Origin of the sequence: Phytobacter ursingii, assembly GCF_001022135.1 — a bacterium.
In the GTDB taxonomy this organism is placed as follows: domain Bacteria; phylum Pseudomonadota; class Gammaproteobacteria; order Enterobacterales; family Enterobacteriaceae; genus Phytobacter; species Phytobacter ursingii.
The window spans coordinates 2,075,386-2,088,475 of record NZ_CP011602.1 but is presented as its reverse complement, the minus strand read 5'-3'; the positions used below and the strand labels follow the sequence as shown (position 1 = coordinate 2,088,475).

Annotated in this window: 10 protein-coding genes, 2 tRNA genes and 5 other RNA genes; 6 read left to right on the top strand and 11 right to left on the bottom strand. The window is 48.7% G+C overall.

Features of this window, described 5'->3' with window-relative positions; genetic code table 11:
• Positions 1-100: 100 nt before the first annotated feature.
• Positions 101-544 carry an Lrp/AsnC family transcriptional regulator gene (locus AB182_RS13340; RefSeq protein ID WP_047370527.1) on the top strand — a complete coding sequence of 148 codons (444 nt, stop codon included), beginning with the start codon at positions 101-103 and terminating at the stop codon, positions 542-544.
• A gap of 63 nt (positions 545-607) precedes the next feature.
• Here AB182_RS13340 and AB182_RS30580 read toward each other — a convergent pair.
• The 9 genes from AB182_RS30580 to AB182_RS13320 all read right to left on the bottom strand — a co-directional run bounded on the left by AB182_RS30580 (position 608) and on the right by AB182_RS13320 (position 3,197).
• Positions 608-736, bottom strand: a non-coding RNA gene (locus AB182_RS30580) — RtT sRNA.
• A gap of 44 nt (positions 737-780) precedes the next feature.
• Positions 781-912: non-coding RNA, RtT sRNA (locus tag AB182_RS30575), on the bottom strand.
• Positions 913-956: 44 nt separating this feature from the next.
• Positions 957-1,088, bottom strand: a non-coding RNA gene (locus AB182_RS30570) — RtT sRNA.
• 44 nt (positions 1,089-1,132) lie between these two features.
• Positions 1,133-1,264: non-coding RNA, RtT sRNA (locus tag AB182_RS30565), on the bottom strand.
• A gap of 44 nt (positions 1,265-1,308) precedes the next feature.
• Positions 1,309-1,393: transfer RNA gene (locus AB182_RS13335), tRNA-Tyr, on the bottom strand.
• Positions 1,394-1,429: 36 nt separating this feature from the next.
• A non-coding RNA gene (locus tag AB182_RS30560) (RtT sRNA) lies at positions 1,430-1,561 on the bottom strand.
• A 43-nt stretch (positions 1,562-1,604) separates the two neighbouring features.
• Positions 1,605-1,689 (bottom strand) — tRNA-Tyr (locus AB182_RS13330).
• 158 nt (positions 1,690-1,847) lie between these two features.
• Positions 1,848-2,690 carry a formyltetrahydrofolate deformylase gene (purU, locus tag AB182_RS13325; RefSeq protein WP_047370526.1) on the bottom strand — a complete coding sequence of 281 codons (843 nt, stop codon included), beginning with the start codon at positions 2,688-2,690 and terminating at the stop codon, positions 1,848-1,850.
• A gap of 36 nt (positions 2,691-2,726) precedes the next feature.
• Positions 2,727-3,197: a YchJ family protein gene (locus AB182_RS13320; protein ID WP_071845881.1), complete on the bottom strand. Its 471-nt coding sequence runs from the start codon at positions 3,195-3,197 to the stop codon at positions 2,727-2,729.
• Between the two features lie 111 nt (positions 3,198-3,308).
• On the opposite strand from AB182_RS13320, the gene rssA reads away from it, so the two are divergent.
• The 3 genes from rssA to galU all read left to right on the top strand — a co-directional run bounded on the left by rssA (position 3,309) and on the right by galU (position 6,435).
• On the top strand, positions 3,309-4,220 hold the full coding sequence (rssA, locus tag AB182_RS13315; protein ID WP_047370524.1) for a patatin-like phospholipase RssA: 912 nt from the start codon (positions 3,309-3,311) through the stop codon (positions 4,218-4,220).
• Between the two features lie 92 nt (positions 4,221-4,312).
• Positions 4,313-5,326: a two-component system response regulator RssB gene (gene rssB, locus AB182_RS13310; protein ID WP_047370523.1), complete on the top strand. Its 1,014-nt coding sequence runs from the start codon at positions 4,313-4,315 to the stop codon at positions 5,324-5,326.
• A gap of 197 nt (positions 5,327-5,523) precedes the next feature.
• Positions 5,524-6,435, top strand: a complete 912-nt coding sequence (gene galU / locus AB182_RS13305; RefSeq protein ID WP_047370522.1) for a UTP--glucose-1-phosphate uridylyltransferase GalU — start codon at positions 5,524-5,526, stop codon at positions 6,433-6,435.
• Positions 6,436-6,702: 267 nt separating this feature from the next.
• Here the strand turns inward: galU and hns are convergent, their stop codons facing one another.
• Positions 6,703-7,116: a histone-like nucleoid-structuring protein H-NS gene (gene hns, locus AB182_RS13300; protein ID WP_039079166.1), complete on the bottom strand. Its 414-nt coding sequence runs from the start codon at positions 7,114-7,116 to the stop codon at positions 6,703-6,705.
• Positions 7,117-7,666: 550 nt separating this feature from the next.
• Between hns and tdk the strand changes: the two genes are divergently transcribed.
• Complete coding sequence (gene tdk / locus AB182_RS13295; protein WP_047370521.1) at positions 7,667-8,281, top strand: thymidine kinase; 615 nt, start codon at positions 7,667-7,669, stop codon at positions 8,279-8,281.
• A 535-nt stretch (positions 8,282-8,816) separates the two neighbouring features.
• On the opposite strand, the gene adhE is transcribed toward tdk, so the two are convergent.
• Positions 8,817-11,498, bottom strand: coding sequence for a bifunctional acetaldehyde-CoA/alcohol dehydrogenase (adhE, locus tag AB182_RS13290; protein ID WP_047370520.1), 2,682 nt, complete (start codon positions 11,496-11,498; stop codon positions 8,817-8,819).
• A 476-nt stretch (positions 11,499-11,974) separates the two neighbouring features.
• Between adhE and AB182_RS13285 the strand changes: the two genes are divergently transcribed.
• A complete protein-coding gene (locus AB182_RS13285; protein WP_047370519.1) occupies positions 11,975-12,622 on the top strand; it encodes a YchE family NAAT transporter in 648 nt (215 codons plus the stop codon).
• The last annotated feature ends 468 nt before the right edge of the window (positions 12,623-13,090 follow it).

Below are 13,090 nucleotides of genomic sequence, written 5' to 3'. Positions count from 1 at the left end.
TCCTCAATAAGGACCATTATTGTCGAAAATGGCAGACCATTTTTACAGAGATGTTGTAAGGTGGAATCTGCGGTTGGCTTTTATTAATTAGGTGAAAACAATGGAATACCTTATCGACGAGATCGACCGGCTGATTCTGACGTGCCTGGTGGAAGATGCGCGGATGTCGCTGAAAGTTTTGAGCGGTCGTGTTGGACTGTCGTCACCCAGTACGGCGGAAAGGCTTAAACGGCTTGAAGAAAAGGGTGTGGTTGAAGGATACGCCGCGCGGGTTAATTTGATGGCGTTAGGGTATACCCTGCAGGCGCTGGTACGTGTGCGCCCATTGCCGGGGTTATTACAGAAGGTGGATAACTATATCCAGGCGATGCCCGAGTGCATTGAGAGCGATAAGGTCACCGGAGAGGATTGTTTTGTTATCCGGCTGGTGGTGCGTACTATCGAGCAACTGGACACGTTACTTGATGGCTTAGCGGAATACGCGCAGTGCAATACTTCAATTGTGAAAAGCTCGCCGGTCAAACGTCGCTTGCCGCCCGTGTAATGATTTTGAAAGCCCGATGCGCTGCGTTTATTCGACGTACGGTCGGGTAGCCCTGATAAGCGAAGAGCATCAGGGAAATGTTAGTTGGTGCTACTCCTCGCCCTTCGGGTCGTTGCCTGCGGCAACGCTTTCTCGCTATGCTCGAATCGAACCTTAATCGAAGCTTCTCATCCTTCCCGCTGGGCAAGGATAATAGGGCATTGCAGATGAATTGGGTGTGTTGCTTTATGAAGGGATGGTGGTGGGGGAAGGATTACTCAGCGCTGCGCGCTTCGCCCTTCGGGTCGTTGCCTGCGGCAACGCTTTCTCGCTGTCGCTCGAATCGAACCTTAATCGAAGCTTCTCATCCTTCCCGCATGGGCAGGATAATAGGGCATTGCAGATGGATTGGGTGTGTTGCTTTATGAAGGGATGGTGGTGGGGGAAGGATTACTCGTCGCGTAGCTCCTCGCCCTTCGGGTCGTTGCCTGCGGCAACGCTTTCTCGCTGTCGCTCGAATCGAACCTTTGTCGAAGCTTCTCATCCTTCCCGCGTGGGCAGGATAATAGGGCATTACAGATGGATTGGGTGTGTTGCTTTATGAAGGGATGGTGGTGGGGGAAGGATTACTCGTCGCGTAGCTCCTCGCCCTTCGGGTCGTTGCCTGCGGCAACGCTTTCTCGCTGTCGCTCGAATCGAACCTTTGTCGAAGCTTCTCATCCTTCCCGCGTGGGCAGGATAATAGGGCATTACAGATGGATTGGGTGTGTTGCTTTATGAAGGGATGGTGGTGGGGGAAGGATTCGAACCTTCGAAGTCGATGACGGCAGATTTACAGTCTGCTCCCTTTGGCCGCTCGGGAACCCCACCAGGGGCAATTCATATTATTGGGTGCTGCTTTAAGAATGGTGGTGGGGGAAGGATTATTCGTCGCTTCGCGCCTCACCCTTCGGGCCGTTGCCTGCGGCAACGTTGTCTCGCTTTCGCTCGACGCGAACCTTAATCGAAGGTTCTCACCCTTCCCGACAAGTGCAAACTTCGCGAACGCTCATCGGAGTTACTACCTTGCAGTAGTGAATAATGGTGGTGGGGGAAGGATTCGAACCTTCGAAGTCGATGACGGCAGATTTACAGTCTGCTCCCTTTGGCCGCTCGGGAACCCCACCACGGGGTAATGCTTATACTGGCCTGCCTCCGTTTCGGGAAGCGGGGCGCATCATATCAAATGACGCGCCGCTGTAAAGCTTTCCTTCAACGAAACTGAACCGTTTGTGTACTTTTCATCCGTAACGGATTAAAGCTAATCAATTCATTTCGTTAGCGATTAAAGAATAATCGTTCTGTTACCGTAAACGAAGACACGTTGCGCCAGTACCTGATATAGCGCGCGGCTTAAGACATTCTTTTCAACATCGCGACCTGCACGCATCATGTCCTCGGCAGTGTAAGTGTGATCCACGTGAATCACGTCCTGCATGATAATCGGACCTTCGTCCAGATTATCGTTTACGTAATGTGCCGTCGCGCCGATGATTTTTACCCCGCGCTCATAGGCCTGGTGGTAAGGGCGCGCGCCGATAAATGCCGGCAGGAATGAATGGTGGATGTTGATAATCTTATTCGGAAAACGGGAGACAAAGCCCGGCGTCAGTACGCGCATATACTTCGCTAAAACCACATAATCCGGTTGATGCGCTTCAATGGCTTGCGCCATCAGATCATCGTGCTCTTCACGGGTGAGTCCTTCATGGCTGACCAGTTCAAACGGAATATCAAAACGTTCTACCAGGGAACGCAGCGTCTCATGGTTGCCGATGACTGCCGCAATCTCAATATCCAGCCCGCCGTAATTGGCTTTCATTAATAAGTCGCCAAGACAGTGCGCCTCTTTCGTCACCAGAATAACCACGCGACGCTGCCCTGCAGGGTTCAGTTCACGAACAGAGCCTTCCGGCAGCGCGCTGTCCAGGTCGGCCAGCAGTGTTGAGTCGTTAAAAATACCTTCCAGCTCAGTACGCATGAAAAAGCGACCGGTGCGGTGATCAACAAACTCGTTGTTTTGCACGATATTAAGTTCGTGTTTGTAACAAATGTTAGTAATCCGCGCGATGAGACCTTTTTGGTCAGGGCAAATGGTGCGTAATACTTTACGTTGTAATGAATGCATTGCCGGGTAAATCCTGTTGATGGTGTTTGCTATGAATTATCGCTGGGCGTATTGCCCGCAGCACTTTTTGAATTTCTTGCCAGATCCGCACGGACACGGATCGTTACGGCCAAATTGCGGACGTGTGCCGTCAATATAATACCACCGGCCGTTCTCCTTTAAGAATCTGGAACGTTCAATAATTGCTCCCGTTTTGCCATCCTCATTGAAACGGGCAATAAAACTGACGTAACCTTCTGTGTCGTTTTTTCCGCTGGCATGCTCGAACACCGTCAACCCCAGCCATTGGGTACGGTCGAAACCGGCTTCAATTTCCGGACGAAAGGTGGCGGCATGACAGTCCGGATGCCAGGTGCTAACTAAATAGTTGGCATCTTTCATCACAAACGCGCTGTAACGGGAGCGCATAAGATGTGATGGATCTGGCGCAACCTGTGCGCCAGACAGATAAGGCTGACAACATAGGCTATACTCGACTGCGCTACCGCAGGGACAGAGTTGAGACAAAATCGGCTTCCTGTACAAAAATAACGGCACTATAAGCCAGAGTAGCGTTATGTTAACTGAGCTGTAGCCTTGTGGCTACGCCAGTCGTTCCGGGGGACAAAAATCCAGGTAATGAGAACGGTTAAAATTGGGTTGGCGCTGGGATCTGGTGCCGCCAGAGGCTGGTCACACATCGGTGTGATAAAGGCATTGCAACATGCAGGGATTAAGATTGACGTCGTGGCGGGGTGCTCTATTGGTTCCCTTGTGGGTGCCGCCTATGCCTGCAACAAACTCCCTGAACTGGAAGCGTGGGTGCGCTCTTTCAGTTACTGGGACGTCCTCAAGCTAATGGACCCATCGTGGCGTCGCGGTGGATTATTACGCGGCGAACGCGTTTTTAACCACTATCGGCAGGTCCTGCCAGATGCGCTTTTCACTGATTGCCAGTTGAAATTCGGTGCGGTAGCAACCAACCTCAGTACCGGGCGAGAGCTATGGTTTACCGAGGGCGATCTTCATCTCGCGGTGCGTGCCTCGTGCAGTATGCCCGGTCTGATGTCACCCGTTGCCCATAATGGTTATTGGCTGGTTGATGGCGCAGTGGTGAATCCGGTTCCTGTTTCTCTGACGCGCGCACTGGGAGCAGATATCGTTATTGCGGTTGACCTGCAACATGATGCGCATTTGATGCAACAGGATTTAGTGTCGACAACATTAATGGAAGATGCGCAAGAAGAGGTGGAGAGTGACGACTTGCGCTGGCATGAACGCCTACGGGACAGACTGAGTAAAATGACGGCCCGTCGCACTGTTGTTGCACCAACGGCAATGGAAATCATGACCACATCCATTCAGGTGCTTGAGAATCGGCTTAAGCGAAACCGAATGGCTGGCGATCCCCCCGATATTTTAATACAGCCAATGTGTCCGCAAATTTCGACACTTGATTTCCATCGGGCAGAGGCAGCAATCGCGGCGGGGCAACTTGCTGTTGAAAAGAAAATAGATGAACTACTACCGTTGGTAAGGACAATAGACTAAGTATGTTTTTTTATTCGAGTTCAGCAAATTCTGACAGGCGATTATTGATAGATCATGCCACTATTTAATTATCGTCGGGCAGGGGAGATAAGATGACGCAGCCGTTAGCAGGAAAACAGATATTGATCGTTGAAGACGAACCCGTCTTCCGCTCGCTGCTGGATTCCTGGCTCTCCTCTCTGGGAGCGGAAACACTGGTCGCGGATGATGGTGTCTCAGCGCTCGAACAGCTGGAAAATGCCTCGCCGGATCTCATGATTTGCGATATTGCCATGCCGAGAATGAATGGCCTTAAACTTGTCGAACATTTGCGCAATAAAGGCGATCAAATGCCGGTGCTCGTCATTTCTGCGACCGATAACATGGCAGATATTGCGAAAGCGCTGCGTTTAGGCGTGCAGGACGTTTTACTTAAGCCAGTTAAAGATCTTAATCGTCTCAAAGAGACCGTGTTTGCCTGTCTCTATCCCAATATGTTTAATTCGCGTGTCGAAGAAGAAGAGCGTTTGTTTCAGGATTGGGATGCGCTGGTAGAAAACCCGCAGGCGGCTGCCAAACTTTTACAAGAATTACAGCCACCGGTTCAGCAGAAGATGTCGGGCTGCCGGGTTAATTACCGCCAGTTGGTTTCGGCCGATCAGCCAGGACTGGTACTTGATATCGCGCCAATATCATCGCGCGATCTGGCCTTTTATTGCCTTGATGTGACACGGGCAGGGAATAATGGCGTTCTGGCGGCATTATTACTGCGGGCGCTGTTCAACGGCTTACTTCAGGAACAGTTGTCACATCAACACCAAAAACTTCCCGAGATGGGCAGTTTGCTCAAGCAGGTAAATCAGTTACTGCGTCAGGCAAATTTGCCAGGACAGTTTCCTCTGCTGGTTGGGTATTATCACAGCGAATTAAAGAACCTTATTTTAGTGTCGGCAGGCCTTAACGCCACATTAAATACCGGTGAACACCAAATTCAAATCAGTAACGGTGTACCGCTGGGCACATTAGGAAATACTTACCTGAACCAATTGAGCCAACGGTGCGACGCCTGGCAATGTCAGGTGTGGGGAGCTGGTGGCCGTCTGCGTTTAATGTTGTCTGCGGAATGAGCAATCGCAACGTATTCCGCAGATAGCTTTACCTCCTTTTTAAAGCGAGTGGTACTATCGCCACAGTTTTGCGTATTAATCCTAATTAAACGTTATAGCGTCCTTTTCAGACCAGCTCATTACGATGGTACTGATATACTCAGATGCGAATTAATTCATGAACATGCTCAAAGCGTGAACAGACCAGGAGATTTTCAATGGCTGCCATAAATTCGAGAGTGACTAAAGCAGTTATCCCGGTTGCGGGATTGGGAACCAGGATGCTGCCGGCGACAAAGGCTATTCCTAAAGAAATGTTACCGTTGGTTGATAAGCCATTAATTCAGTATGTCGTGAATGAGTGTATCGCTGCGGGTATTACCGAAATTGTTCTGGTTACGCATTCGTCGAAAAATTCGATCGAAAACCACTTCGATACCAGCTTTGAACTTGAAGCAATGCTGGAAAAACGCGTGAAACGCCAACTGCTGGAAGAAGTGCAGGCTATTTGCCCGCCGCATGTCACCATTATGCAGGTCCGTCAGGGCCTGGCTAAAGGGCTTGGACACGCGGTGCTGTGCGCGCATCCGGTTGTAGGTAATGAGCCAGTTGCGGTGATTCTGCCGGATGTCATTCTGGATGAATTTGAGTCCGATCTTTCGCAGGATAACCTGGCTGAAATGATCAAGCGTTTCGATGAAACCGGTGCCAGCCAGATTATGGTTGAGCCTGTTGCAGATGTCACTGCATACGGTGTAGTTGACTGTAAAGGCGCAGAACTCAAGCCGGGTGACAGTGTACCGATGGTCGGCGTGGTAGAAAAACCGAAAGCGAACGTCGCGCCGTCTAATCTGGCCGTTGTAGGCCGTTACGTCCTCAGCGAAGAGATTTGGCCGCTGCTGGCTAAAACGCCTCCGGGAGCCGGTGACGAGATCCAGTTGACCGACGCTATCGATATGCTTATCGAGAAAGAGACCGTCGAAGCTTACCATATGAAAGGCAAAAGCCATGATTGCGGTAATAAGCTGGGTTATATGCAGGCTTTCGTAGAATATGGTATTCGCCATAACGTACTTGGCAAAGAATTTAAAGCCTGGCTGGAAGATGTTATCGGTGTCGCTAAAGCATAACCTGCTTTAGTCGTAAGGAATAAAGCCGGATTGATGCTTATCACTCCGGCTTTTTTATTGCCATCAGGCATCTTCGGGATGGTTGACCATGCGCCGTGAGAGATCTTTGCGCTAAGAGGGAATATCAATAAGGGAATGTAGGTGAGCAAAAATCATCAGCAATGCACGCTTATCTTCACCGCCATGCAATATTGCTTTGCAACAAGGGTAAAAAAACGGGTTAAAAAAAATCCCGCCATTGGCGGGATTTTTCATAAAGGCTTAGGATTATTCCTGGATCAGGAAGTCTTCCAGTTGTTTACCTTGTTCGTCCATCGCTTTTTTGATTACTGCCGGGGTGCGGCCCTGGCCGGTCCAGGTTTTAGTTTCGCCGTTTTCGTCAACGTAGCTATATTTAGCCGGACGTGCAGCGCGTTTAGCTTTAGTTCCGGTTTTAGCAGCGACCATGCTGTTCAGCAGTTCATTCGGATCAATACCGTCAGCAATCAGCATTTCGCGATATTGCTGCAGTTTACGAGTACGTTCTTCGATTTCAGCAGCTGCAGCGCTTTCTTCTTCACGACGCTCGTTAACGACCACTTCTAATTTTTCCAGCATTTCTTCGAGCGTTTCCAGAGTGCATTCTCTTGCCTGCGCACGAAGAGTACGGATGTTGTTCAGAATTTTAAGTGCTTCGCTCATTGTAGTAATCTCAAACTTATATTGGGGTGGTTTGTTGAGCTAATAATAGAGCGTTAATTTGAGTAGTGCAATAGGTGAGAATGTAAGGAATTCAAATTTCCTCTTTATTTACCTCATTTTTAAAAACCGCTAACTTAAATTTTTCTTGCGGAACCGCACAAAAAAGCCATATTGAAAGCATTATCACCCAAACGGTTCAGGTGTTTAATCGGCGTTTTTAACTGATTAATCTCATACGAATTATAGTTTCGATGGATAAATATCAACCTTTTTTATTAGTGTTCACAACAGCGTCGTTTTGCATAAAACATTAATAATTTCTTGTGCCTGGCGCTGAAATTTCTTGTTTTTTATACCCAGGCAAGACACGGTACGCTTATTGTTTGTTTCTTTGGCAGCAACAGCTTGCGCAGGGAAATAGCGTGAAGTATATCAACGAAATCATGTCAGGAAGCTAAGTAAAGTGTGCGTTCGGCATTCCGGGAGGCACGTTAAAATATGATACAATCCTGCTGAGGAATATCACACTTTGATTGGGGTCTTGCGGGCAATGGCGCAACTTTATTTCTACTACTCAGCGATGAATGCCGGAAAATCCACGGCTTTACTACAGTCTTCCTACAATTATCAGGAACGTGGCATGCGGACGCTGGTCTATACAGCGGAGATTGATGACCGCTTTGGTGCAGGGAAGGTAAGTTCTCGAATTGGTTTATCATCGCCAGCGCGTCTTTTTAACCAAAACACATCCCTTAAAGATGAAATTAATGCAGAGCATCAGCGCGAGCCTATCCACTGCGTTTTAGTTGATGAAAGTCAATTTTTATCCCGCCAGCAGGTATATCAGTTGTCCGAGGTCGTCGATGAACTTGATATTCCCGTGCTCTGTTATGGATTACGAACGGATTTCCGCGGCGAGTTGTTTATCGGCAGCCAATATCTTCTGGCGTGGTCAGATAAACTGGTCGAACTAAAAACTATCTGTTTCTGCGGGCGTAAAGCCAGCATGGTGCTGCGACTTGATCAAGCCGGTCGACCATATAATGAGGGTGAGCAAGTCGTTATTGGTGGTAATGAGCGCTATGTGTCTGTTTGCCGCAAACATTATAAAGAGGCGCTCGCAGAAGGCTCTCTGGCCGCTATTCAGGCGCGTATAAGAGGGTAATGCTCCTGTATGTCTACGCGCTCTCCTGATTGATTACAGACATAAAGAAACTGCCAACAGGCCAGAGCTCACAAGTATCAGACTCTGCGCCTGGGACGCTGTCCGCATTGCCTGGCGTATTTACCCTGATTGTCGAGCTAACGGGCGTTATCGCGACATCAGGGCACACGGCCTGACAATTTTTTTCCCGCATGCTGTACCCGCTTTTACTTTATTCCAGCCTCATGCATGCTCAGATGCATCAGGACGTGCGAATTCACTGACCTGCTCTCACCATCAGCCACGCAATGCATGCTTCTGGGACGTTTACGCTTACGGATAGGGATTGAGACACCCATTCTGCAGAAGTGGCATCTGATAGCAGGAAAGCGAGGAGGGCGCTGAGAACTCGGGGTAGCGTCAAGCCGGATAGCAAATATAAAAAAGCCCCATCAAAGAATTGATGAGGCTTTTATCGTCAACCCGCCGGACCGTTTAACCGATCATCTTCGTTGACAGGGGTTAGCCATCAGACGGGTTATGCTGGATAAGACAATTAAGCGGTTTTCTTCGCTTTTTTGTCTGCTTTATCCGTTTTAACCGCTTCTGCTTTCACTTCTGCTGTTGCGCCTTCTTTGAACTCACGTCCGTAGTAGGTATCCAGCAGGATCTGTTTCAGCTCGGAGATCAGCGGGTAACGCGGGTTAGCACCGGTACACTGGTCATCGAACGCATCTTCGGACAGTTTGTCAACATGAGCAAGGAAGTCAGCTTCCTGAACGCCTGCTTCACGGATTGACTTAGGAATGCCCAGTTCAGCTTTAATGGTTTCCAGCCATGCCAGCAGTTTCTCGATTTTCGCAGCAGTGCGGTCACCGACAGAAGTCAGACCCAGGTGATCAGCGATTTCTGCATAACGGCGGCGAGCCTGCGGACGGTCGTACTGGCTGAATGCAGTCTGTTTAGTCGGGTTGTCATTCGCGTTATAGCGGATAACGTTCGCGATCAACAGGGCGTTGGCCAGACCGTGCGGGATATGGAACTGCGAACCCAGTTTATGCGCCATGGAGTGACACACACCGAGGAAGGCGTTCGCAAACGCGATGCCCGCGATGGTAGCGGCACTATGTACACGCTCACGTGCAATCGGGTTTTTAGAACCTTCATGGTAGGACGCTGGCAGGTTTTCTTTCAGCAATTTCAGAGCCTGCAGAGCCTGACCATCGGAGAACTCAGACGCCAGTACAGAAACATAAGCTTCCAGCGCGTGGGTTACCGCATCCAGACCACCGAATGCACACAGTGATTTCGGCATGTCCATGACCAGATTCGCGTCGACAACCGCCATGTCCGGAGTCAGTGCATAGTCTGCCAGCGGATATTTCTGGCCAGTCGCATCGTCAGTTACCACAGCGAACGGTGTGACTTCTGAACCCGTACCGGAAGTGGTGGTGATAGCAACCATTTTCGCTTTCACACCCATTTTCGGGAACTTGTAGATACGTTTACGGATATCCATAAAGCGCAGCGCCAGTTCTTCGAAATGGGTTTCCGGATGCTCGTACATTACCCACATGATTTTTGCCGCATCCATCGGGGAACCACCACCCAGCGCGATGATCACGTCAGGTTTGAAAGAGTTCGCCAGCTCTGCGCCTTTACGTACGATAGTCAGTGTCGGGTCAGCTTCAACTTCGAAGAAGACTTCTGTTTCTACGCCAGCCGCTTTCAGTACAGAAGTGATCTGGTCTGCATAGCCGTTGTTGAACAGGAAGCGGTCAGTCACGATCAGCGCGCGTTTGTGACCATCAGTAATCACTTCATCCAGCGCGATTGGCAGAGAGCCACGGCGGAAGTAGATAGATTTCGGAAGTTTGTGCCACAACATGTTTTCAGCTCGCTTAGCAACGGTTTTCTTGTTGATCAGGTGTTTCGGACCAACGTTTTCAGAGATGGAGTTACCACCCCAGGAACCACAACCCAGAGTCAGGGAAGGAGCGAGTTTGAAGTTATAAAGGTCGCCGATACCACCCTGAGAGGCTGGGGTGTTGATCAGAATACGTGCGGTTTTCATTTCCGCGCCGAATTTCTGCACGCGAGCCGGCTGGTTATCCTGGTCGGTGTACAAGCAAGAGGTATGACCGATACCGCCCATGGCAACCAGTTTCTCTGCTTTTTCTACCGCATCGTCGAAATCTTTAGCGCGGTACATCGCCAGAGTCGGGGACAGTTTTTCGTGAGCGAACGGTTCGCTTTCGTCAACAACAGTCACTTCGCCGATCAAAATTTTGGTCGTTGCCGGAACAGTGAAACCTGCAAGTTCAGCGATTTTGTATGCCGGTTGACCAACGATAGCGGCGTTCAACGCGCCATTTTTCAGGATAATGTCCTGAACAGCTTTCAGCTCTTTACCCTGCAGCAGGTAGCCGCCGTGGGTAGCAAAACGTTCGCGAACCGCGTCGTAAACAGAATCAACAACCACAACAGACTGTTCGGAAGCACAGATAACGCCGTTGTCGAAGGTTTTGGACATCAGAACAGAGGCGACAGCACGTTTGATATCTGCAGTTTCGTCGATGACAACTGGGGTATTGCCTGCGCCTACGCCGATAGCCGGTTTACCGGAGCTGTATGCTGCCTTCACCATGCCTGGGCCGCCGGTCGCGAGGATCAGGTTGATGTCAGGGTGGTGCATTAAAGCGTTAGACAGTTCAACAGACGGTTGGTCAATCCAGCCAATCAGATCTTTTGGTGCGCCCGCAGCGATAGCCGCCTGCAGAACGATATCAGCCGCTTTGTTCGTTGCATCTTTAGCACGTGGGTGTGGGGAGAAAATAATGGCGTTACGGGTCTTCAGGCTAATCAGTGACTTGAAGATTGCAGTAGAAGTTGGGTTAGTCGTCGGAACAATACCGCAGATAATACCGATAGGTTCAGCGATGGTGATGGTACCAAAAGTGTCATCTTCCTCAAGGACGCCGCAGGTTTTCTCATCTTTATAGGCGTTGTAGATATATTCAGAAGCAAAGTGGTTTTTAATCACTTTATCTTCGACGATACCCATGCCGGATTCGGCAACAGCCATTTTAGCGAGAGGGATACGGGCATCAGCGGCAGCCAGGGCGGCGGCGCGGAAGATCTTGTCAACTTGCTCTTGAGTAAAGTTGGCATATTCACGCTGGGCTTTCTTCACACGTTCGACGAGTGCGTTAAGTTCAGCGACATTAGTAACAGCCATAATGCTCTCCTGATAATGTTAAACTCTTTTAGTAAACCAGCTGTCCGAAACGACAGTATAGACAGACCGGGTGCAGGTTGCGTAAATTACAGAAAAACAAGTAGTTAACGCCTCGCCCAACCTAACTGATTTACTGAAAGAGCCTCAACGAAACATCATTAAAACAGATGGTTCTACTCCCTGACGACGTCTCCAAGAGTACTCACTTCTGAGTACCGATTACGTGATCTAAATCAAGTTACAGCAAAGCTGACACCTTTCAGCAGGCTATTTTTGGGCATTTGTATCAAATGTTAATGATAAAAGGGCGGCGCTAGCTAACATTATCATAATTAGTACAAATGCATAACATGCCAGGATATAGGGAAGATGACAGGATTTAGGGTGAGATATGCTACAAATAATCGTATATTTAGCAGGGTCTTATTGTTTACATACCTTCTTTCTTTTTGCCTTGCACTGCTGCGGAGCACTCTGTGACTCAAACATTGTTTGACTTTCCAACCTGGTTTAAGTTTTTCATCGGCCTGTTCGCGTTGGTAAACCCCATCGGTATCATCCCTGTCTTTATCAGTATGACCAGCTATCAAACTGCCGGGGCGCGGAATAAAACCAATCTGACTGCTAACCTTTCTGTTGCCATCATTCTCTGGACATCACTTTTTCTGGGTGATGCGATTCTTCAGTTGTTCGGTATTTCAATTGATTCATTTCGTATTGCCGGCGGGATTCTGGTGGTAACCATCGCGATGTCGATGATCAGCGGTAAGCTGGGGGAAGATAAACAGAATAAACAGGAAAAATCAGAAACTGCGATCAGAGAGAGTATTGGCGTTGTGCCTCTCGCCTTACCTTTAATGGCAGGGCCGGGTGCAATCAGTTCGACAATTGTCTGGGGAACGCGTTACCACAGCGTGGAATACCTCGCTGGGTTTTCAGTCGCAATAGCCCTTTTTGCTTTTTGTTCGTGGGGTGTGTTTCGCATCGCACCCTGGCTGGTGCGTCTTCTTGGCCAAACCGGGATTAACGTGATAACCCGTATCATGGGCTTATTGCTCATGGCGCTGGGTATTGAATTTATCGTTGCTGGCGTAAAAGGAATATTTCCGGGGTTACTGCACTAACTTGCCTGAAGCGAAAATAATGCTGCGCAGGGCGTTGGAAACGCAGCATTATCAGCAAATCATATAACTAAAGTCAGAAAAAACCATAAATATAATAAATCAACATGATTTAAATAAAGTATTATATTTCAGATAATTACATTTTGTTGCATTGCCGCCTGGCGATAAATTCATCCATCAACACTGTTATTTCCCTCACACGATACTCTGGGGCTTGCTGTCAGATAATTGAAATGATATTAGTAATTTCTTCGCTCAGGCAGACAAATGTGCTAGATAATAATCGAATGTTGATTTTTTGTGCAAAAAATACGCAATCGTATTGCAAATGTAACAACGACGATGAATTACTATCTATCTGCCTGATTGAAAAGACTAATTTTTTCTTAGCGCATGACTGTAAGTTCTTGCAGTACTGATAGAAGCGCTAATAAAAGAGAATTAGTTAACAAATTTGCAAATTGTATT

Excerpts from the sequence above, each read along its gene's own strand:
- hns (WP_039079166.1), bottom strand. The coding sequence starts at position 7,116 with ATGAGCGAAGCACTTAAAATTCTGAACAACATCCGTACTCTTCGTGCG.
- rssA (WP_047370524.1), top strand. The coding sequence starts at position 3,309 with ATGAGAACGGTTAAAATTGGGTTGGCGCTGGGATCTGGTGCCGCCAGA.
- adhE (WP_047370520.1), bottom strand. The coding sequence starts at position 11,498 with ATGGCTGTTACTAATGTCGCTGAACTTAACGCACTCGTCGAACGTGTG.
- purU (WP_047370526.1), bottom strand. The coding sequence starts at position 2,690 with ATGCATTCATTACAACGTAAAGTATTACGCACCATTTGCCCTGACCAA.
- tdk (WP_047370521.1), top strand. The coding sequence starts at position 7,667 with ATGGCGCAACTTTATTTCTACTACTCAGCGATGAATGCCGGAAAATCC.
- AB182_RS13340 (WP_047370527.1), top strand. The coding sequence starts at position 101 with ATGGAATACCTTATCGACGAGATCGACCGGCTGATTCTGACGTGCCTG.
- rssB (WP_047370523.1), top strand. The coding sequence starts at position 4,313 with ATGACGCAGCCGTTAGCAGGAAAACAGATATTGATCGTTGAAGACGAA.
- galU (WP_047370522.1), top strand. The coding sequence starts at position 5,524 with ATGGCTGCCATAAATTCGAGAGTGACTAAAGCAGTTATCCCGGTTGCG.